The organism is Achromobacter pestifer (genome assembly GCF_902859625.1).
Lineage (GTDB): Bacteria > Pseudomonadota > Gammaproteobacteria > Burkholderiales > Burkholderiaceae_B > Achromobacter > Achromobacter pestifer.
This window is the reverse complement of the sequence record NZ_CADIJX010000004.1, coordinates 1-20,407: the sequence shown is the minus strand read 5'-3', so window position 1 is coordinate 20,407 and position 20,407 is coordinate 1. Positions and strand designations below refer to the sequence as shown.

At 65.6% G+C, this 20,407-nt stretch carries 22 protein-coding genes and 1 riboswitch; of the genes, 17 read left to right on the top strand and 5 right to left on the bottom strand.

Annotated features, from left to right (window positions below):
• Positions 1-15: 15 nt before the first annotated feature.
• The 11 genes from HV753_RS15925 to HV753_RS15875 all read left to right on the top strand — a co-directional run bounded on the left by HV753_RS15925 (position 16) and on the right by HV753_RS15875 (position 10,364).
• Complete coding sequence (locus tag HV753_RS15925; protein WP_175175487.1) at positions 16-927, top strand: fumarylacetoacetate hydrolase family protein; 912 nt, start codon at positions 16-18, stop codon at positions 925-927.
• Between the two features lie 46 nt (positions 928-973).
• Positions 974-2,158 (top strand): ABC transporter substrate-binding protein, encoded by a 1,185-nt coding sequence (locus HV753_RS15920; RefSeq protein ID WP_175175486.1) that lies wholly within the window; start codon positions 974-976, stop codon positions 2,156-2,158.
• Positions 2,155-3,069, top strand: a complete 915-nt coding sequence (locus tag HV753_RS15915; protein WP_175175485.1) for a branched-chain amino acid ABC transporter permease — start codon at positions 2,155-2,157, stop codon at positions 3,067-3,069. The genes HV753_RS15920 and HV753_RS15915 overlap by 4 nt, the downstream gene beginning before the upstream one ends.
• On the top strand, positions 3,066-4,052 hold the full coding sequence (locus HV753_RS15910) for a branched-chain amino acid ABC transporter permease (RefSeq protein WP_175175484.1): 987 nt from the start codon (positions 3,066-3,068) through the stop codon (positions 4,050-4,052). Before HV753_RS15915 ends, HV753_RS15910 begins: the two co-directional genes overlap by 4 nt.
• Entirely contained in the window at positions 4,042-4,812 is a 771-nt protein-coding gene (locus tag HV753_RS15905; protein WP_175175483.1) for an ABC transporter ATP-binding protein, read from the top strand. The genes HV753_RS15910 and HV753_RS15905 overlap by 11 nt, the downstream gene beginning before the upstream one ends.
• Entirely contained in the window at positions 4,799-5,491 is a 693-nt protein-coding gene (locus HV753_RS15900; protein ID WP_175175482.1) for an ABC transporter ATP-binding protein, read from the top strand. Before HV753_RS15905 ends, HV753_RS15900 begins: the two co-directional genes overlap by 14 nt.
• Before the next feature lie 110 nt (positions 5,492-5,601).
• On the top strand, positions 5,602-6,363 hold the full coding sequence (locus HV753_RS15895; protein WP_175176177.1) for a GntR family transcriptional regulator: 762 nt from the start codon (positions 5,602-5,604) through the stop codon (positions 6,361-6,363).
• On the top strand, positions 6,356-7,240 hold the full coding sequence (locus tag HV753_RS15890) for an alpha/beta hydrolase (protein ID WP_175175481.1): 885 nt from the start codon (positions 6,356-6,358) through the stop codon (positions 7,238-7,240). Before HV753_RS15895 ends, HV753_RS15890 begins: the two co-directional genes overlap by 8 nt.
• Positions 7,241-7,286: 46 nt before the next feature.
• Positions 7,287-8,201 carry a LysR family transcriptional regulator gene (locus tag HV753_RS15885; protein WP_175175480.1) on the top strand — a complete coding sequence of 305 codons (915 nt, stop codon included), beginning with the start codon at positions 7,287-7,289 and terminating at the stop codon, positions 8,199-8,201.
• A 148-nt stretch (positions 8,202-8,349) separates the two neighbouring features.
• Positions 8,350-9,342, top strand: coding sequence for a Bug family tripartite tricarboxylate transporter substrate binding protein (locus HV753_RS15880; RefSeq protein ID WP_175175479.1), 993 nt, complete (start codon positions 8,350-8,352; stop codon positions 9,340-9,342).
• Positions 9,343-9,419: 77 nt separating this feature from the next.
• Positions 9,420-10,364 carry a M14 family metallopeptidase gene (locus tag HV753_RS15875; RefSeq protein WP_175175478.1) on the top strand — a complete coding sequence of 315 codons (945 nt, stop codon included), beginning with the start codon at positions 9,420-9,422 and terminating at the stop codon, positions 10,362-10,364.
• A gap of 13 nt (positions 10,365-10,377) precedes the next feature.
• On the opposite strand, the gene HV753_RS15870 is transcribed toward HV753_RS15875, so the two are convergent.
• The 3 genes from HV753_RS15870 to HV753_RS15860 form a co-directional block, all read right to left on the bottom strand.
• The gene (locus HV753_RS15870) at positions 10,378-10,896 is read right to left on the bottom strand and encodes a lipocalin family protein (RefSeq protein WP_175175477.1); all 519 of its coding nucleotides are present in this window, start codon (positions 10,894-10,896) and stop codon (positions 10,378-10,380) included.
• A gap of 81 nt (positions 10,897-10,977) precedes the next feature.
• A complete protein-coding gene (gene gshA / locus HV753_RS15865; protein ID WP_175175476.1) occupies positions 10,978-12,549 on the bottom strand; it encodes a glutamate--cysteine ligase in 1,572 nt (523 codons plus the stop codon).
• Positions 12,550-12,581: 32 nt separating this feature from the next.
• Entirely contained in the window at positions 12,582-13,490 is a 909-nt protein-coding gene (locus tag HV753_RS15860) for an alpha/beta hydrolase (RefSeq protein ID WP_246288295.1), read from the bottom strand.
• 45 nt (positions 13,491-13,535) lie between these two features.
• Here HV753_RS15860 and HV753_RS15855 point away from each other — a divergent pair, with 45 nt between their 5' ends.
• Positions 13,536-14,093, top strand: coding sequence for a hypothetical protein (locus HV753_RS15855; RefSeq protein ID WP_175175475.1), 558 nt, complete (start codon positions 13,536-13,538; stop codon positions 14,091-14,093).
• On the opposite strand, the gene HV753_RS31320 is transcribed toward HV753_RS15855, so the two are convergent.
• Entirely contained in the window at positions 14,083-14,292 is a 210-nt protein-coding gene (locus HV753_RS31320; RefSeq protein WP_175176176.1) for a LuxR C-terminal-related transcriptional regulator, read from the bottom strand. The genes HV753_RS15855 and HV753_RS31320 overlap by 11 nt on opposite strands.
• A gap of 250 nt (positions 14,293-14,542) precedes the next feature.
• On the opposite strand from HV753_RS31320, the gene HV753_RS15845 reads away from it, so the two are divergent.
• The gene (locus tag HV753_RS15845) at positions 14,543-15,442 is read left to right on the top strand and encodes an AEC family transporter (protein WP_175175474.1); all 900 of its coding nucleotides are present in this window, start codon (positions 14,543-14,545) and stop codon (positions 15,440-15,442) included.
• A gap of 21 nt (positions 15,443-15,463) precedes the next feature.
• On the opposite strand, the gene HV753_RS15840 is transcribed toward HV753_RS15845, so the two are convergent.
• Positions 15,464-16,471 carry an Ldh family oxidoreductase gene (locus HV753_RS15840; RefSeq protein WP_175175473.1) on the bottom strand — a complete coding sequence of 336 codons (1,008 nt, stop codon included), beginning with the start codon at positions 16,469-16,471 and terminating at the stop codon, positions 15,464-15,466.
• 123 nt (positions 16,472-16,594) lie between these two features.
• Positions 16,595-16,676, top strand: a riboswitch (SAM riboswitch).
• Here HV753_RS15840 and metX point away from each other — a divergent pair.
• From metX to HV753_RS15820, 4 genes are all read left to right on the top strand, one after another.
• Positions 16,666-17,928: a homoserine O-succinyltransferase MetX gene (gene metX, locus HV753_RS15835; protein ID WP_175175472.1), complete on the top strand. Its 1,263-nt coding sequence runs from the start codon at positions 16,666-16,668 to the stop codon at positions 17,926-17,928. (Overlaps the previous riboswitch by 11 nt.)
• Complete coding sequence (gene metW, locus HV753_RS15830) at positions 17,925-18,539, top strand: methionine biosynthesis protein MetW (RefSeq protein ID WP_175175471.1); 615 nt, start codon at positions 17,925-17,927, stop codon at positions 18,537-18,539. The genes metX and metW overlap by 4 nt, the downstream gene beginning before the upstream one ends.
• 109 nt (positions 18,540-18,648) lie before the next feature.
• Entirely contained in the window at positions 18,649-19,902 is a 1,254-nt protein-coding gene (locus HV753_RS15825) for a muropeptide transporter (protein ID WP_425485905.1), read from the top strand.
• A gap of 295 nt (positions 19,903-20,197) precedes the next feature.
• Positions 20,198-20,338, top strand: a complete 141-nt coding sequence (locus HV753_RS15820; RefSeq protein WP_175175469.1) for a hypothetical protein — start codon at positions 20,198-20,200, stop codon at positions 20,336-20,338.
• Positions 20,339-20,407 lie beyond the last annotated feature (69 nt).

Genomic DNA, 20,407 nt, shown 5'->3' with positions numbered 1-20,407 from the left:
ATCTATGGAGTTCCTATGCGCTTGGTAACGTTTCGCGCTCATCCCACCGCCGCCGCACGTCTTGGCGCGCTGGCCGAGGGCTATGTGGTGGACCTGGCCCTGCTGGGCCGCGCTGGCGGCGTGGACCTGCCCGATGACATGCTGGCGTTCATTGATCTTGGGCCTGTTGCCGTCGCGCAGGCCAGCCGGTTGATGGAGTCGTATCGGGGCGCCTGGCCCGTGGGCACGGCGCTGCCGCAGGAAAACGTGAAGCTGTTGGCGCCGATCCCCCGGCCGCGCAAGAACATCTTCGGCATCGGCCTGAACTACGTGGAACACGTGGCGGAGTCCAGCCGCACGCTGGATACATCGGCCGACCTGCCCAAGCAGCCCGTGATCTTTTCCAAGCCGCCCACCACCGTCATCGGCCCGGGCGACGCCATCGAGCACAACGCCAAGATCACGCAGCAGCTGGACTGGGAAGTGGAGCTGGCGGTGATCATGGGCCGGCGGGCCTCGCGGGTGGCCGAGGCCGATGCGCTGTCCTATGTGTTCGGCTACAGCGTCATGCTGGACATGAGCGCGCGCGACTGCCGCCGCGCCGGCCAGTGGATCTATTCCAAGGGCCAGGACACCTACGCGCCGTTCGGTCCTTGCATCGTCACGGCCGACGAGATTCCCGATCCGCAAGTGTTGGATCTGTGGTTGACGGTCAACGGCGAGAAGAAGCAAGGCTCCAACACGCGGCACATGCTGTTCAAGGTGCCGTTCCTGATTTCCGACATCAGCGCGGGCATCACGCTGGAGCCGGGCGACATCATCGCCACCGGCACGCCGGAAGGCGTGGGCGCGGGCCGCAAGCCGCAGGAATGGCTGTGGCCGGGCGATGTGGTGGTGGCCTGCGTGGAAGGCATCGGCACATTGCGCCATCCGGTGGTGGCGGTTTAGCAAGCGCCCGCCGCCGGGCGGGCAGCGCAGTCTCCAAGGGGAAAACATGATCAAGAAAATGAAACTGAGCGGCGCGGCCGCCGCCGCACTGGGCGCGGTCTTCGCAATGGGCGCGGCGCAGGCGGCGGAACCGGTCAAGATTGGATTCATCGCCACCTTGTCCACGCCGGCGGGCTACATCGGCGAAGACGAGCGCGATGCGTTCAACCTGGCCATCAAACAAGGCGGCGGCGCGCTCGGTGGCGTGCCGGTGCAACTCGTCATCGAGGACGATGGCTTGAAGCCCGCCAACGCCAAGCAGGCGGCTGACCGTTTGCTGCAATCAGGCGTGAAGCTCTACACCGGCGTGAACTTCTCGAACGTGCTGGCGGCGGTCGTGCCCAGCGTGGTGAAGGCGGGCGCGTTCTACGTCAGCCTGAATCCCGGCCCGTCGAACTTCGCGGGTGAAAAGTGCGACCCCAACTACTTCGTCGCGTCATACCAGAACGATGCCTTCCACACGGCGGGCGGCGTGGCGGCCAATGAGCTGGGCTACAAGCGCGTGGTGCTGCTGGCGCCCAACTATCAGGCGGGACGCGACGCGATCGAAGGCTTCAAGCGCACCTACAAGGGCGAGGTGGTGGCCGAGATCTATACCAAGCTGGACCAGTCGGATTTTTCGGTGGAGCTTGCGCGTTTGCGTTCGTTGGCGCCCGAGGCCATCTATCAGTTCCATCCGGGCGGGACAGGCATCAACTTCGTCAAGCAATACGCAGCGGCGGGGTTGAACAAGACCATTCCGATGCTGATGCCCAGTTTCTCGATGGATGCCCGGATGATCCAGGCCACCGGCGATGCGTCGGCGGGGTCGTACACCACCGGCATCTGGTCGCAGGACTTTGACAACGCACAATCCAAGGCCTTCGTGAAAGCGTTCAAGGAAGCCTATGGCCGCGTGCCGACCGATTACGCGATGCAGGCGTATGACACGGCGCAATTGATCGGCGTGGGCCTGAAGGCCACGGGCGGCGATCTGTCGAAGGCGGCGGAATTCCGCGCGGCGCTGCGCAAGCCCGAGTTCACGTCCTTGCGCGGCAAGTTCAGCATGAACACCAACCAGCATCCCATTCAGGACCTGTACCTGATGCGCATCGAGAAAGACAGCGATGGCGGCCTGTCGCCGCACCTGGTCCGCAAGCTGGTGTCCGATGACAAGGACGCCTACGCTCAATTCTGCAAGATGCCATCATGACGCTTCTGTTTGAACAGCTGCTCAACGGCTTGCAGTTCGGCGCCATGCTTTTCATGCTGGCGGCCGGACTGACATTGATCTTCGGGATCATGGGCGTCGTGAACCTGACGCATGGCTCCTTCTACATGGTGGGGGCATACTGCGCGGCATACGCCATCGGCAACACGGGCTCGTTCCTGGCCGGCGTGGTCGCGGCGCTGCTGGGCGCGGGCTTGTACGGGGTGTCCGTTGAAGTCCTGGTGATCCGAAAGCTGTACAAGCGCGACCACCTGTACCAGGTGCTGGCGACGTTCGGCTTGCTGCTGTTCTCGAATGAAGCGGTCAGCCTGATCTTCGGCCGCCGTCCGCCGCTGGTCAGCATCCCCACGTTTCTGGAAGGCGCAGTGACGTTGGCTCCCGGCTTCCAATACCCCTTGATCCGCCTGTCGTTCATCGCCATCGGTGCGTTGGTGGCGGTGGGGCTGTGGTGGCTGGTCAACCGCACGCGCATCGGCATGCTGATCCGCGCAGGCGCCGATGACCGCGAAATGGTGGATGCGCTGGGCGTCGACATCAGAAAGCTCTACACGCTGGTGTTCGGCCTGGGCGCGCTGCTGTGCGGCTTGGCGGGCGTGATGGCCGCGCCGCTGCTGGCGGTGGAAATCGGCATGGGCGAACGCATTCTGATCACGACCTTCGTGGTCATCGTGATCGGCGGGGTGGGATCGGTGCGCGGCGCGCTCGCGGGCGCCTTGCTGGTGGGCATGGTGGACAGCATGGGGCGTGCCTTTTTGCCGCAGTTGCTGTCCACGGTGTTTTCGCCCGCCACGGCGGACCCGCTGGCGGCGGGCCTGGCGTCGGCCAGTATCTATGTGCTGATGGCGATCGTGTTGATCGCCAAGCCGGGCGGCTTGTTTCCGGCGCGAGGATGATGATGGCAAAGACACTTTCGAATCGCGCGCGCTGGGGGCTGGGCGGCCTGGCGGTGTTGATCCTGCTGCCGGCCGCGGCCGTGGCGTCGGGATCCCCGTTCCTGATCGGCGTGGTGACGCGCTTCTTGATTTACGGGCTGGCGGCCGTGAGCCTGGACCTGGTGATCGGCTACGGCGCCATGGTCAGCTTCGGCCACGCCATGTTCTTCGGGCTGGGCGGTTACGCGGTGGGCATCATTGCCTTCCATACGTCAGAAGCCGGGCCGATCTTCGGATGGGCAGGCAGCAATGCGGCGCTGGTGGTGTGGCCGATCGCGCTGGCCGTGTGCGCGCTGGCCGGCTGGATCTTCGGATATCTGGCGCTGCGCACGCGAGGCGTGCAGTTCATCATGATCACCCTGGCGTTCGGCCAGATGGTGTATTTCGTGTTGGTGTCCTTGCAGTTCTACGGCGGCGACGACGGACTGATGATTCCGCAACGCAACGTGCTGCCCGGCATTAATCTGGAAAGCCCCATGGTGTTCTATTACGTGTGCCTGGCGGTGTTGACGGCGTGGACGCTGTTCTGCATCCGCGTCACCAATTCACGCTTCGGCATGGTGTTGCAAGCGTTGCGCCAAAGCGAACGGCGCGCGGTGAACCTGGGGGTTGCGCCCACGCCGTACCGGCTAAGCGCCTTTGTGCTGTCGGCCGTGGGCACGGGCCTGGCGGGCGTGCTGTGGGCCAACTACGCGGGGCTGGTCACGCCCGACATGGCGGCCTGGACCAAATCCGGCGAGCTGATGGCCATTGTGATCCTGGGCGGCGTGGGAACCTTGCTGGGGCCGATTGCGGGCGCCGCGGTCTTCCTGGGCCTGGAGCAGATGCTGTCGTCGCTGACCGAGCATTGGCTGTTGTACATGGGGCCGATCCTGGTGCTGGTGGTGTTGTGGGGGCAGAAAGGCCTGTTCGGAAAACTGCTGGAGACGCGCCATGCCGACTGACGCCAGCGCAAGCCTGTTGCGCCTGACGCAACTGCGCAAGGCCTTTGACGCGGTGGTGGCCACCAACGGCGTGGACCTGGATGTGCGGGCGGGTGAAATCCACGCCATTATCGGCCCCAATGGCGCCGGCAAGTCCACGCTGATCGCGCAGATATGCGGCGAGATCCGGCCGGATTCGGGCACCATCCATCTGGACGGCCGGGACGTGACACCGCTGCGCGCGTTTGAACGTGCGCGGCTGGGTTTGGGCCGGTCGTTCCAGATCACCGAGCTTTGCCACGAATACACCGCGCTGGAAAACGTGATCTTGTCGCGCATGCTCAAGAACGGGCGCGCGTTTCAGGCATGGTCCAATCCGCGCCATGACGCCACCTTGAAGGCCGAGGCCATGCAGTGGCTGACGCACGTGGGGCTTGCGGATCGTCGCCACGTGCGGTCGGCTGATCTGGCGCATGGCGAAAAGCGGCAGTTGGAATTGGCCGTGGCATTGGCGCGTTCGCCCAGGCTGTTGCTGCTTGACGAGCCGATGGCCGGCATGGGGCCCGAGGAATCGGCGCGCATGACCCGGCTGCTGCAAGGGATGAAAGGCAATTACGGCATCTTGCTGGTCGAACACGACATGGACGCCGTCTTTGCCTTGGCCGACCGCATCAGCGTGCTGGTGTACGGCCGCGTGGTATTTAGCGGAGCGCCCGACGAGGTGCGGCGCCATCCCGAGGTGCGCGCAGCCTATCTGGGAGAAGAACATGTTGAAGGTTGACGGACTGACGGGCGGCTACGGATCCAGCAAAGTGCTGTTCGGCATGTCGTTCGAGGCCAGCGAAGGCGAAGTGATTTCGTTGATCGGCCGCAACGGCATGGGCAAGACCACCACCGTCAAGACCCTGATGGGCATGCTGCCTGCCACCGGCGGCACGGTGCAGTTCCGGGGCCAGACGCTGGGCCGATCCGCCCCGAGCACCGTGGCGCGCTTGGGCGTGGGGCTGGTGCCGGAAGGGCGGCGCGTGTTTGGTTCGCTGACCGTGCAGGAGAACCTGGTGGCGACGTCGCGGGCCGCGTCGGGTGGATGGGATTTGGAGCGCGTTTACGCGCTGTTTCCGCGCTTGAAGGAACGTCGCGGCCAGTCCTCGCGCACGCTGTCCGGCGGAGAGCAGCAAATGCTGGTGGTGGGCCGCGCGCTGATGACCAATCCCAAGCTGCTGATTCTGGACGAGGCCACCGAAGGGCTGGCGCCGTTGATCCGGCAGGAGATCTGGCGCTGCCTGCGTGCCTTGAAGGGCGAGGGCCAGACCATTCTGGTCATTGACAAGAACCTGCCGGAAATGGCGACGCTGGTGGACCGTCACTACATCGTGGACAAGGGTCAGGTGGCGTGGTCGGGCAAGCCGGCCGAGTTGTCCCAGCAGCCCGAATTGGCGCAACGGTATTTGGGGATATGAAGCGGCCGCGGAAACCGGCCCGGAAACGGGCATGCCCGCGGCCACGCGCGGGTAGAATGACCCGCCTGCACGCGGGCCGGCGGGCAAGCCGCTGACATCTGGAGAGTATGTTGAAGCCAAGGATCAAAGCTTCCCGCCAGGACGAATCCGGAGCGGACGGGAACGCCGAAGTAGAGGAAATCACGCTGTCCGAGCAGGTCTACCGCCTGCTTCGGCGGGACATCATGAGCGGCGTCTTCGCGCCGGGCCAGTCGTTGCGGCTGGAATTGCTGAGACAGCGTTACGGCAGCAGCTTTTCCCCCATCCGCGAGGCGCTCAACCGCCTGCGCAGCGAACGCATGGTCATCAACACCACGTCGCGCGGTTTCAGCATCGCGCCTTTGTCGGTCGAGGAAATGTGGGATGCCTGTGAAACCCGCATCCTGATCGATTGCGATGCGTTGCGCCGATCGTTGGCCAACGCCGACGACGCCTGGGAAGCGCGGCTGGTCGGCGCCTATCATGCCCTGACGCTGGCCGCGCAGCGCGCGGGCGATGCTCAGTCGCCGTCCGAAGAGCTTGAAGAACTGCTTGAGGCGCGTCATCTGGATTTCCATCATGCGCTGATCGGTGCGTGCCGGTCGCACTGGCTGTTGGACCTTTCCACGCAGCTCTACGCACAAACCGAGCGCTATCGCCGTCCGGCGCGCGCCGGCGCCACGGCCTACGGGCCGGAACGCAACGTCGATGACGAGCATCGCCACCTGCTGGACGCCGCGATCTCGCGCGACGTCGAAGGTTCGGTCGCGATGCTGGCGGCGCATTACCGCAAGACCGCGCAGTTCATTGAACGGATCATTTCACAGCCCGACCCGCAGGCCCGCCATGCATAACGCTGATATCGACCTCTTCTTCTCCTCCATTGCCGAACGCGACGTCCAATACAACGCGCGGGAATCGGTGCCCGACTTTGATGCCTGCGTGCGGCGCTATGCCGAGTCGTCGGCCCGGGTGCGGACGCGCCGGCCCGGCGTGCTGGACCTGCGCTACGGCATGGGCCAGGACGAACGGCTGGACCTGTTCCTGCCCGCGGCCTCGCACGCGCCGGCTCCGCTTTTCGTGTTCATCCACGGCGGCTACTGGCGCGCGCAGAGAAAGGAAGACGCGCCGGTGATGGCCGAGGCATTCAACGCCGCAGGCGCCGCCGTGGCCACCCTGGAGTACACGCTGGTGCCCGAAGCGACCCTGGGCGAAGTGGTGCGCGAAGTGCGTTCCGCCGTGGCGTGGCTGTACCAGAACGTGGCGGCCTATGGGGTGGACCCTGACCGCATTTACGTGGGTGGCAGTTCGGCGGGTGGCCATCTGGCGGGGATGCTGGTCGCGCCGGGCTGGCCGGCCCGGTACGGCGTGCCGGAAGATGTGATCAAGGGCACCCTGGCGCTGAGCGGGCTGTTCGATTTGCGGCCGCTGTGCGACATCCTGCCGAATACCTGGTTGCGGTTGACGCCCGAGCAGGCGGCGCATCAAAGCCCGATCTTCAATCTGCCCGAACACGCGGGTCCGATGCTGCTGGCCGTGGGAGGGCTGGAGACACAGGGTTTCAAGAACCAGACGACGGCGTTTGAGGCCGCCTGGAACGCGGCGGGCCTGGCGTCCACGCGCATCCCCACGCCGCATTGCAACCACTTTGACCTGGTCAACGAACTTGAAGATCCGGCCAGCGATCTGACCCGCGCCACGCTGGCGATGATGGGGGTGGCGGCCCGCTGATCGGCCGCCTGCCGGACGGTCGGCCGATGGCGTAAGCTTGCGCCTCATGGCCGACCTGAAACTCCTTGAAGACCTGATCGCGCTGGCGCGTACCGGCAGCTTCGTGCGCGCGGCCGAGCTGCGCCACGTGACGCATCCTGCCTTCGGGCGGCGCATTCGTGCGTTGGAAGCCTGGGCCGGAGCGCCGTTGGTTGAACGCCAGCACCTGCCGGTCACGTTGACGCCAGAGGGCGAAGCGCTGCTGAAGACGGCCACGCAGGTGGTCGAGCAGATGGGGCTGGTGCGCCATCGCATCCGCAGTTCGGGCGCGGGCGGCGAATCGGTGCTGCGCATTGCCACCGGCCGCAGCCTGGCCCGCACGCTGGTCGCGGACTGGATCGCCCGCCTGCGGCACCGCACGCCCAAGGTGCTGACTGAAGGCACGCAGGTGGAGTTGTCCACCGGCAAGGCGCAGGATCTGGTGGTGCGGCTGGAACAAGGCAAGGTGGACCTGCTGTGCTGTTACGAGCACCCGGCCCTGTCCGTGCCGCTTAGCCCGGCGCGCTATCGCTACATGACCTTGGCAACCGACAAGCTGGTGCCGGTCAGCCAGGTCGACGCGCGTGGCCGCGCCCGCTATGCCTTGCAAGACGGCGGCACGCCCGTGCCATTGATTACCTATACCGGTGGCCTGGCGATGGAACGCATCGTCGGCGACCGCCTGGAAACCACGCCCTATGCGTTGACGCCGTTCGTGCGCAGCGATTCCCTGGATGCGGCGCATGGCGCCGTGGCCAAGGGCGTGGGCGTGGCGTGGCTGCCGTGGTCCATGGTGGCGGCCGACTGCCGCCGGGGCGCGCTGACCGCGTTGGGCGGACGCAGCGAAGAGATCGCTTTCGAGGTGCGCCTGTACCGCCCGCGCGCCCGGCTGACGGATCTGGCGGAAGCCGCCTGGGAAGCGACCGCCAACCGCAAGGCCTGATTGGCCGAAGGCGCCCGCGGGAAGCAGAATAAGCACGAAGATGTGCCGTTTCAGCACGGCATGCACATGGACTGCGCCCGAAAATAGGGCGCTAAACCTCAAACGAGACGGCACCGCCGTCCATCCCCAGCACCCCAAGGAAGAAAACATGAAGTCCAATCTGCATCCGCTGCGTGCAGCGCTTGTTGCGTTCTGTGCCGCCTCCGCCCTGGTTGCCGCACCCACCGTCAGCGCCGCTGATTATCCGGCTCGCAGCGTGTCGTTGATCGTCGGCTACCCGGCTGGTGGCAGTCTGGATCTGACCGCCCGCCTGCTGGGCGAAGAACTGGGCAAACGCCTGGGCCAGACCGTGATCGTGGAAAACGTCGGTGGCGCGGGTGGCACGATCGGCGCCCAGCGCGTGGCGCGTGCGACGCCCGATGGCTATACGATTTTCCTGGGCTCCACCAATGAAATGGTGATTGCCCGCATGATCAACACGGCGGTGAAGTACGACAGCGCGAAGGATTTCACGGCCCTGGGGCTGGTGGCGTCGCAGCCGATGCTGCTGGCCGCCAGCAAGAACTCGGGCGTGAAGACCGCTGCCGACTATCTGAAGAAGCTGCGCGGCGCCGAACCGGGCACCTTCAACTACGGATCATCCGGCGTGGGCACCACGCTGCACCTGGCGGGCGAAATGATCAACCAGGCCACCAGCACCCGCGCCGAACACGTGCCGTACCGTGGCGTGTCGCCGCTGGTCACGGACCTGATGAGCGGTCAGCTGGACTACGGCATGCTGGTGCTGTCCTCGGGGCTGCCGCAAGTGCGCAGCGGAAACATCGTGGCGCTGGGCCTGACCGAGAACAAGCGGTCGCCGGCAGCGCCCGAGATCGCGCCGCTGGCCGCGACGCCGGGCTTCGAGTCCGTTGACATCAACTTGTGGTTCGCGCTGTACGGCCCTGCCGGCTTGCCCGAACCGGTTGTCGCCAAGCTGCGCACTGTGCTGGATGAAACGCTGAAGTCCGAGCCGTTCCGCGCCAAGATGCAGGAAGCGGGTGGCGAAGTGGCCAAGCCGGGTATCGATCTGGTGGCCTATCAGGCTGAAGAAACGAAGAAGTACGGCGCGCTGGTCAAGGCGGCGAAGATCGAAGCGCAGTAATACGCGCACCAGCAACACGCACCTGCAACAAGTACCAGCACCACGCACCTGCACTCACCAGAAAAGCGGACATCATCATGGAATTCAAGCTTCCCGTTCCCGACCTGAGCGCCGAACGCGCCGGCAATACCGATACGCCGGGCGTCTGGCATTTTGATTCAGGCGTGCCGGGCCGGGCGCTGATGGTGTCCGCGTTGGTGCATGGCAACGAACTCTGCGGCGCCTGGGCGTTGAAGGATCTGCTGGCGGCTGGCATCAAACCGCGCCGGGGCAGCCTGACGCTGGCGTTCTGCAACCTGGACGCTTTTGACCGGTTCGACCACGCCAACCATGATGCATCGCGCTTCGTTGCTGAAGACATGAACCGTGTCTGGAGCGCCGAGCGTTTGGATAACCCCACCACGCCGGATCGCCAGCGTGGCGCCGCGTTGCGTCCTTGGGTGCGTCGCGCGGATTGGCTGCTGGACCTGCATTCCATGCACGAGCCGGGTGCCCCCTTGCTGCTGACGGGCGTGTTGCCGCGCAATATCGCACTGGCACGCCGCCTGAAGGCGCCGCAGCACGTGATCGTGGACGCCGGCCACAAGGACGGCGTGCGCATGCGCGATTTCGAGCAGTTCGGCGACCCCGCCCGCGAAGAGGCGTGCGCTTTGCTGATTGAATGCGGCTTCCACGGGGAACTGGCCTCGCGCGATGTGGCGCGCGACATGGTGGCGCGCATGCTGATCGAGTCGGGCGTGGTGGATGCGTCGGATGTGCCGGCCGACTGGTTGTTGCCTGACCCCTTGGCGCAGCGCGTGCTGGAAGTGACGGACGCGGTGGTCGCGCCGTCCATGGATCTGCGGTTCTCAGAGCCGTGGACGGGATTGGAAACGCTGGAGCAGGCGGGGTCTGTGATCGGTTGGGCCGATGGCCAGGCGATCGTGACCCCCTATGACCACTGCACGCTGATCATGCCGTCGTTGCGCCAGTTGAAGCCCGGCGTGACGGTGGTGCGGCTGGCGCGCGACTACGCAGGCTGACCGCCTGCCGCGGTCATTTCTGCGGCGTGTAGCGCAGTTCGTCCAATTGATAGCCTTGCGCGGTGGCGGCAGCCAGCGCGCGGTCCAGTTCTTCCTTGGGCAACTGCGGCGAACGCGACAGAATCCACAGATATTTGCGATCTGGGGTACCCACGACGGACCAGCGGTACTCAGGGTCCAGGCCGATTACCCAGTAATCGCCCTTGAAGGGCTTGGCGAACGAGACTTCAAGCTTGGCGTTGTTGCTGCCTTCAACGACCGTGGCGGTGCCGGATGCAGAATCGATCGTGCCGTCCTTGGTGCGGCAACGGTTGTTCACGCCCACGGTGCCATCGGCATGCGCGGTGTATTCGGCGGTGGTGTCCCCCACGCAGTCGCGCTGGAAGAACATGGGGAAATTCGCGATTTCGTACCACATGCCAGCATAGCGTTTCAGGTCCACCGACGGGACGGTCTGCATGGGCGGCGCGGCATGGACGATTCCCGACATGCTGGCTGCCATGGCCAACAGGAATGTTGCGGTGCGGCGCATGGGAATAACCTCCTAGGTGACAGACGGAGCCCGCGCCGCCTGACTGGCAGGCGGCGCGGACCCAAACCCTAACGATACGCCTTATTTGGGCGGGGCTTTCAGCGCCGCTTGATAGCGGGCAACGTAGGTGGCGAAATCCACCGTGTCCGACTGTTCAATGCGTTGCTGTTCCTGCGTGGATTGTGCCGCCGCCTGCAAATAAGCCGCAGCCAGGTCCGAGGGCAGGGCTTGCGCACGCAAGGTTTCGGCGTGCTTGCGGCTTTGGTCCAGCGAATAGTCGTGGAACGACAGGCCGCTGCTCTTCAACGACGCCAGCAGGCGGGCCGATGGCGTGGTGTCAGGCTGGTCCAGCTTGGTGCGCTGCGCGGCCAGCGCCTCAGCGTAGGCATTGCCGCCCAAGGCAGAGTCGAACAACGCGGCGTAGGGCGCGATCTGGTCCAGCAGTTCATGCCCCCATTGCGTCAGCGCCACGGACTGGCCATCGCGGTCCAGCGTCAGGCCAGGCTTGCGGCCTTCCTTGACGACGGTCGAGAAGTTGTCGGCGCTGCGCTGACAGTAGCCGTTGGCAGGGAAGAACGGGCTGTCCGATGCCGCGCAGAACAGCAGGAAGGCGTCCACGAAGCGGCTCGTGCTGGCATCGATGCCCACGGGCGAATCCGGGTCGATATCCAGGCAGCGCACTTCCACATACTGCACGCCGCGTTCCGCCAGCGCCGTGATGGGGCGTTCGCAGCGGCCGGTGGCACGCTTGGGGCGGATGCTGGAGTAGTACTCGTTTTCGATCTGTAGGACGTTGGTGTTCAGCTGAATCCATTCGCCGTCGCGATGCGTGCCGATTTTTTGGTAATCGGGCCAGGGCTGCGTCACGGCGTCGTACAGACGGCCCAGGAAGGTGTCCAGGTCGTTGTAGCAAAGCTTGAGCTGCGACTGCGCCTTGTTCTGGTAACCCAGGTCGCTCATGCGCAGGCTGGTGGCGTGGGGCAGGTACAGCGTGTGGTCGCCCAGGCGATGCAGCGGATGTTCGCGGCCACGCAGGAAGTCGGCGGCCAGCGCGGGCGCCGCGCCGAACAGGTACATCAGCAACCAGGAATAGCGCGTGAAGTTTCGGATCAGTCCGATATAGCCGCGCGAACGACGATCTTGCGTCGAACCCGGCTGCGTATCGAGCACGGACCAGAGGTCTTCGGCCAACGAGAAGTTGTAGTGCACGCCGGCGATGCATTGCATCGTCTTGCCATAGCGTTCCGCCAAGCCACGGCGGTACACGTGCTTGAGCATGCCGGTATTGGATTTGCCATACCAGGCAATGGGGATATCCGCCTCGGAGGGCAGCGTGGCGGGCATGGACTGATTCCAGATCAGTTCATGGTCCAGCACGCTGTAGACGTGGCGATGGGTGTTGGTCAATTCGGCCAGCAGCGCGTCCACGTCCGTATGCGTGCCGGTGATCAATTCAAGCAGCGATTCGGAATAATCGGTGGTGACGTGTTCGTTGGTCAGCGCCGAACCCAGGCCGGCGGGGTGGGGCGTGCGGGACAGAATGCCCTGCTCGTCCACGCGCAGGCCTTCTTTCTCGATGCCTCGCAGCGTCTGGGTCAGCAGCGAGCGGTTGGCCTCTAGGCGGGAGAGGCGGTTGGCGGCGGTATCAGTCACGGATTCTTCTCGTTGGGGTCTGTCGCCGGATTTTACGGGGTGCCGGCCTCCTGTGCCGAGGGAGCCAGTACTGGGCGCAGGGACAATGCCTGAGCCGTACGCGCCAGCCACTCGTCCAGATCAGCATAAACCGGATCTGAAATGGGGGCCGTTTCATTGAAAATCTCGTGCCAGGCGGTGTCGTACCAGCGCAGCGTCAGCAATTCGGCGGGCGCCCGCTGGGCGAACTGGCGGCTGCCCTCGGCGGCGACGATGGAGTCGTCGCCCGCCACCATCAGCAGGGTCCGGCAGGGCAGCAGCCCGGCCTCGCGCAGGGCGTCCTGACCGCCTTCGTCCACGAAGCGGGCCAACCGGCCCGTCATGCGTCGCCGCACCAGCGGGTCGGAGCGGTAGGCTTTCACGACGGCCCGGTCATGCGAAATCCGGGCGGTGGCCAAGCCGTGCGGCATGCGGACGTCGGGCGCATGCAGGGACATCCAGGTCAGGGTGCGACGCACCCACTGTGGCACGTGCACCACAAAAGGCGGCGAACTGAGCACCAGGGCGTCCAGTTCGACCATGCGGCGGAGGGCGATTCGCACGGCCACCAGTGCGCCCAGGCTGTGGGCCAACAGGATGGGCGGGCGGCCCTGGGCCTGGGTCCAGGCGCGCAGCCGGTCCACGGCGTCCGTGACCAGGTCTTCCTGGTGGCTCAGCGTGGCGGCCGGGCCGCCCGAGCGGCCGTGGCCACGATGGTCGTGCGCGCCCACGGTCCAGCCGCGCGCCGTCAGCCAGCGGGCCAGGCGGTCATAGCGCCCGGCATGTTCGCTCAGTCCGTGCAGCAGATAGACGCTGGGGGTGCCCGGGCCGGTGATCGGCGGGGGCACATTTGGGGCGGCGGGCCACACATAATTGGCCAAAGGGGTGCCGTCGGGCGCGGGGGTCATGGAAATCGGCGACAATTTCTGGATTCCTTGAAATGGATAGACCGTCCAGGTCCTCGGGTAATGACGATTTCATCGCTGTTTCGTTTCATGTTCAAGAAAGCCGGCCTCTTTGTGGGGTTGGCGCTGGTGCTGGCTGCCTGCTCGCCCCGTTACAACTGGCGGGAAGTCGATGTGGCGGACGGCCACGTGCGCGCTGCGTTCCCCGACCGGGTCATGACGGACACCCGCGACCTGCGTCTGGATGCCCACACTTTGCGTTTTACCCTGGCTACCGCCACCGTGGGAGAAGCCGTGTTTGCCATCGGATCCGCCCCCCTGCCGCCGGAGATCGTGGCGGACCCGGTGGCCAAGCAGGCGCTGGGCATGGCCTTGATGCACTCGCTGTACGCCAACATGCAAGCCCCGCCGCCCACGGAATGGCCGGCCTACGGGCAGGATATCGAGGTGCGAGGCAAGGCCATGGGCAAGCCAGGGTGGTTGCAGGCCAAGGTCTGGGTGACCGATACCATGCTGATCGAGGCGGTGGCAGCCGGCACCGAAGAAAGCCTGCCGGCGGAGCGTGCCCGTGAATTCTTGCGATCAGTGGTGATCAATCCGGCCAAACCCATCAAGCCGTGACGGCATCCAGCAGCCCTTGGCGCAGCGCCGCGACGACCGCGGCCCGGCGGCCCCGCACACCGAGCTTGGCGCAGGCGTTGTGCAGATGGAAATTAACGGTGCTTTCGCTGACGCCCAGGATGCGGGCGGTTTCCCAGCTGGTCTTGCCGGCGGCTGACCAATACAGGCACGCGGCCTGGCGGTCGGACAGCGCTTTCACGACGGGTGGCGCGGAAAGCGAGGTCAGCGGCGAGATCGGCGGATGCTGGGCGGATAGGGGCTGGGACGGTACCTGCAAGGACGCCTGCAACGATGGGCGGTACGCGGACAAGCGGCGGATGGCGGTCATGGTGGCGAGGGGCGGGATGCCCTGTAGTTGACGTGTTGCCCCATGCTGCGGTCCTTGCCGCCAGCGGGCAAGCATTGATGCCGCGGCGCATCGATCTCTTTATCTCTGACGGAATAGTCGTATGTTGGCCATCGCCCAGTTTTACCTGTCAGCCATTGTGCTGATGCTGCCTTTGCTGACCTGCGTGGGCATCGGGGTGTTCTGGGGAAAGCGCGATATTCCGTTTGGCGGCACGTTCATCACCACCCTGGTGACGTCGGTGACGACGCCAGCCTTGGTGTTCCACACGTTCGTCACGACTCACCTGGATGACCGCGCGCTGGCCGATGTGGCCGTGGCCACGCTGTTGGCGTTGTTGTTGTGCGCGGTGGTTGGCGCGTTGCTGTTGAAGGTGTGGAAGCTGCCGGTGCGCACGTTGCTGCCCACGGCATTCCTGCCCAATGCCGGCAACCTGGGCCTGCCGATTTCGCAGCTGGCGTTTGGCGACGCCGGCCTGTCGGTGGCGGTGGCGTTCTTCGCGGTGAATTCCTTTGTCATGCACACGATCGCCGTGCGGCTGTTGCCGGGAGTGAATACCAAGGGCAGCTGGAAAAGCCCGATCCTGCTGGCGTCGGTCGTGGCGGTGGCGCTGCGCATGCTGCACATCCCCGTGCCGGACTGGCTGATCGAGACCGCCCGCATGCTGGGCGCCGTGACGGTGCCGCTGATGCTGCTGAGCCTGGGCCACGCGCTGGCGCTGATCCCGTCCAACGGCTTGCGCGACGGCGCCAAGGTGGGGGCGATCCGGCTGGGGGTGGGCCTGGCCGCCGGGCTGGTGGTGGTGTGGGCGCTGGACCTGGAGCCTGTCCTGGCGGGCGCGCTGACCTTGCAGATGGCGATGCCATGCGCCGTGGTCAGCTACATGTACGCCAAGCGCTACACCCCGTTGGGCGACACCGCGGCCGGCGCGGTGCTGGTGTCCACGGTGGTGTTCCTGCTGCTGGCGCCCTTGATGCTGTGGTTCACGCACCACGGGGCATAGCCGCCGGGGCGCATTGCGGTGTCAGGCCACGCCCGCCATCGCCCGCAACTGGGCCATGAGCGAATCGGGTATGTCCACGCCGTGCTTGAGGGCCGCGTCGCGCAGTTTGCGGCGGCGGTCGCCGGGCAGGCGCACGCCTTCGTCTTCCAGCATGGCGTCCACCAGCGTTTCGACGCGCTCAAGATAGGTGTCGTTGCCGGCCAGCGCGCCGGGGTCGATCGCCATGAAGGCTTGCCCCAGCCGGGCGGGGCCGCCTGCGTCGACAAAGAACGATTCCGTCTCGAAACCGAAGTGCGCGCCGGTCAGCGCGCAGGCCAGCAGTTCCACGATCAGCGCCAGCATGGCGCCTTTGACGCCGCCCGCGGGCAGCATGCTGCCGGCCAGGCCGGCCTTGGGGTCCGTGGTGGGCTGGCCGTCCGCGTCCAGCGCCCAGCCCAGCGGAATGGGCTGGTTGTCGCGCGCGGCGATCATCAGCTTGCCGCGCGCCACTTGCGACAGCGACAGGTCGATCACCAGGCGCGCGCCGTTGCGGCGGGGAAAGACCGCGGCGATGGGGTTGGTGCCGAACAGGGGGCGTTTGCCGCCCCAGGCGGGCATGGCGGCCGGCGAATTGCTGAGCGCCAGCGCCACCAGACCGGAATCGGCCAAGGCTTCCAGGTGGTAGCCCGCTTCGCCAAAGTGGTGGCTGTTGGCCACGCCGATGAAGGCGATGCCGTGTTCGCGGGCCCGCGTGGCGGCTTGTTCCACGGCCAGGGCGCAGGCGGGGAAGGCCAGGCCTGAGCCCGCGTCGATCAGTGCCGCGCCGCCGCGTTCATGCACGATGCGTGGCACGGCCGAACCGATGGCGCGGCCGGCCCGCAGGTGGCCGGCGTAGAACGGCACGCGCGACAGACCGTGGGAACTGATGCCCTGGCTTTCGGCGAAGACCAGCGCGCGGGCGGTGCTGTCGGCCATTGCCGGGTTGGCGCCAGCGGCGGCCAGGCCGGCCGCCGCCAGGTGCTGAAGTTCGTCCAGATAGATGTGAGCCATATCCTTCCTGTCAGGGGCGCGCGCCGCGATCGGTTGGGGGCGCCGCCGGTATTGGCTATTGTCCCACCAGCGTGCGGGCAATGGCTGCGCCCGCAAGCAGTGCTAGAATTCTTTTCGCACTATCCATATTTCGGCGCCGATTTGCCTGATCCGCTTGCGGGCGCCTTCCAATAAATCCAGCTAAAGAGGTCCGTATGACCACTCCTGCCCAACATTTGGCCGGTGATTCGGCCAGCGGGTTCGTTCCCGCCACCGTCACGACTTCCGACACCGTTGATCCCGGTACCGTCGGCCTGGTCGCACCTACTTTCATCCGTTTCGATGAGCCGCTGCCTTTGCTCAGCGGCCAGTCGCTGGCGGCCTACGAACTGGCCGTGGAAACCTACGGCACGCTCAACGCCCAGCGCACCAACGCGGTCCTGATCTGCCATGCGCTCAATGCGTCGCACCACGTGGCGGGGCAGGCGGCCGACAACCCCAGCGACGTCGGCTGGTGGGACAACATGGTCGGCCCCGGCAAGCCGGTGGACACCAATATCTTCTTCGTGATCGGCGTGAACAACCTGGGCTCCTGCTTTGGTTCGACAGGGCCGGCCAGCATCAATCCGGCCACCGGCAAGCCCTGGGGTGCCGCGTTTCCAGTGCTGACGGTGGAAGACTGGGTGCGTGCGCAAGCCCGTGTGGCTGACCATTTCGGCATCGAACGCTTTGCGGCGGTGATGGGCGGATCGTTGGGCGGCATGCAGGCGCTCAGCTGGGCCATCACCTTGCCCGACCGTGTGGCCAACTGCGTGGTGATCGCCAGCACGCCGCGCCTGTCGGCGCAGAATATCGGCTTCAATGAGGTCGCGCGCCGCGCCATCATCACCGATCCGGATTTCCACGGCGGCGACTACTACGCGCAGGACACGGTGCCACGCCGTGGCCTGTCGGTGGCGCGCATGATCGGCCACATCACCTACCTGTCGGACGACGACATGGCCGAGAAATTCGGCCGCGCGCAACGCGCGCCCGCCGAAAACGGCGCCTATCACTACGGCTACGACGTCGAATTCGAGGTGGAGTCGTACCTGCGCTACCAGGGCGAAAAGTTCACCCGCTATTTCGACGCCAACACCTATCTGCTGATCACGCGCGCGCTGGACTATTTTGATCCGGCCCGCACGACCGGCGGTGACCTGGCGCGCGCGCTGGCACCGGCCAAGTCCGATTTCCTGCTGGTGTCGTTTTCAACCGATTGGCGTTTTCCGCCCGAGCGGTCACGCGAAATCGTGCGGGCGCTGTTGAAGAATGCCAGCCCCGTGACCTACGCTGAAATCGACGCGCCGCATGGCCACGACGCCTTCCTGCTGGAAGACGCGCGCTACCATGCCGTGGTTCGCGGCTATTACGAACGCATCGCGCGCGAGCTTGGGCTTGGCGGCGCGGCCGCCCCGACCGAAGGACGCTCCGAATGACTCCTGTGACCCCTCGCTATGCCCATAGCGCGCTGCGGCCCGACTTGGCGCGCATTGCCGGATGGATCGAACCCGGCAGCCGCGTCCTGGACCTGGGCTGCGGCGACGGCGCACTGCTGGCGCACCTGCGCGACCACCGCCAGGTGCGGGGCGCGGGCGTGGAGCTGGACGATACCTGCGTGATCGCCTGCGTGCGTCGCGGGGTCGAGGTGATCCAGCAGAACCTGGAAGACGGGCTGGCGCTGTTCGACGATAAGCAGTTCGACACCGTGGTGCTGTCCCAGACCCTGCAATCCATGCACCGCACCGAGCACATCCTGCGCGAGATGGCGCGGGTGGCGCGCTATGGCATCGTGTCCTTTCCCAATTTCGGCTATTGGCCACACGGCTGGGCCATCTTGCGCGGCCGCATGCCGGTGACGGGGCAGATGCCCTACCAGTGGTACAACACGCCGAACATCCACCTGTGCACCCTGCGCGACTTTGAACAGTTGGCCGGTGAAGTGGACGTGCGCATCCTGGAACGCGCGACCTTCAACGAAGGTCATGAGGTGAAGTTGTTCCCCAGCTGGCGTAGCACGCTGGCGGTGTACCGCTTCGAGTCGCCCTGACATTCCGACACCGATCGTCCTGACGGCGCGGGCGAACAAGCCCTAAAATGCCGCAAGCCCCCCGGCGCAACGCCTATTGCGCCGTGCCGGCGTGTTCCAGGAGACCGTCATCACCGCTGTATCCAACGTCTACACCAGCCCCCGCGTGGCCCCTTTGCTGGTCCTGGGCTTTGCCAGTGGACTGCCGTTGGCGCTGACCAGTGGAACCTTGCAAGCCTGGGCGACGGTGGAAGGCGTGCCGTTGCAGGAAATCGGCTTCCTGACCCTGGTGGGCACTGCCTACACCCTGAAATTCCTTTGGGCGCCATTCGTTGACCGCTATGTGCCGCCTTTGCTGGGCCGTCGTCGTGGCTGGATGCTGGTGACGCAACTGCTGCTGGCGTTCACCATCATGGCGATGGGCATGCTGTCGCCGTCAACGGCGCTTCAGTCGCTGGCCTTGCTTGCCGTGCTGGTGGCCTTTCTGTCTGCCACGCAGGACATCGCGTTCGACGCCTATTGCACGGATGTGCTGCGCAAAGAGGAGCGTGGCGCTGGCGCCGCCATCAAGGTGATGGGCTACCGGCTTGCCATGATCGCGTCGGGCGGCCTGGCGCTGATCCTGGCGGACCAGTGGATCGGTTGGGGCTACACCTATGTCCTGATGGGCGGCTTGATGTTGCTGTGCTCGGTGGCCACATTGCTGGCGCCCGAACCCGAACACGTCGCCCGTGCGCCGCGCAATCTGCGCGAGGCGGTGGGCGAACCGCTGCACGAATTCTTCACCCGGCGCGGCGCGCTGGCCATCCTGCTGCTGATCGTGCTGTACAAGCTGGGCGACGCCTTTGCGGGCGCCTTGTCCACGACCTTCCTGATTCGAGGCGCGGGCTTCACGCCCACGGAAGTCGGCACGGTGAACAAGGTGCTGGGACTGGCGGCCACCATCGTGGGGGCGCTGGCGGGCGGAACGCTGATGTCACGCTGGGGGCTGTATCGGTCGTTGATGGCGTTCGGCCTGCTGCAAGCCGTCTCCAACCTGGCGTACTGGCTGATCGCCGTCAGTCCGAAGAACCTGTGGCTGATGGCAACCGGCGTCGGCATCGAGAATCTGTGCGGCGGCCTGGGCACGGCTTCTTTCGTGGGGCTGTTGATGGCGCTATGCCGCCAACGGTTTTCAGCCACGCAGTTCGCGCTGCTGTCGGCGCTGTCGGCGGTGGGCCGGACATATCTGGCCGGACCCCTTACGCCACCGTTGGTGGGCCAATTTGGCTGGCCCGGGTTCTTCCTGCTGACCGTCGTGATCGCGCTGCCCGGCCTGGTGCTGCTGAAGATCCTGCGCGGCACGATCGAGACGATGGAAAAGGAAGGCGACCGGCCAGGCTGAAAGCGCGAATGGGGCGAAACGTTTGAATTGCGCCAACCGCATTAAACGTTTCAACCGTAGGATGGGTGAAGCGCGCAGGACCCGATGCAAGAAAATTGCCGGAAAACGCGCGCAACCCATCGTGCACCGCGTGCACCCGAAAGGCGCCCGCGCTGCTTGATGGGTTGCGCGCGTTAGATGCCGGTGTTCTTGTTTCCGGTTTCTCGCGCTACACCCATCCTACGGTTCGCCGATCAATCGGACGATCAGTAGGTCGCTGGGCAGGGATTCCCGCAGCCACCGCACCCACCGTAGGATGGGTGAAGCGCGCAAGACCCGATGCAAGGAAATTGGTGGCGAACGCGCGCAACCCATCGTGCTGCGTGTGCAACCCATCGTGCTGCGCGCACACCCCATCGTGCTGCGCGTGCACCCGAAAGACGCCCGCGCTGCTTGATGGGTTGCGCGCGTTATATGCCGGTGTTCTTGTTTCCGGCTTCTCGCGCTACACCCATCCTACGATTCG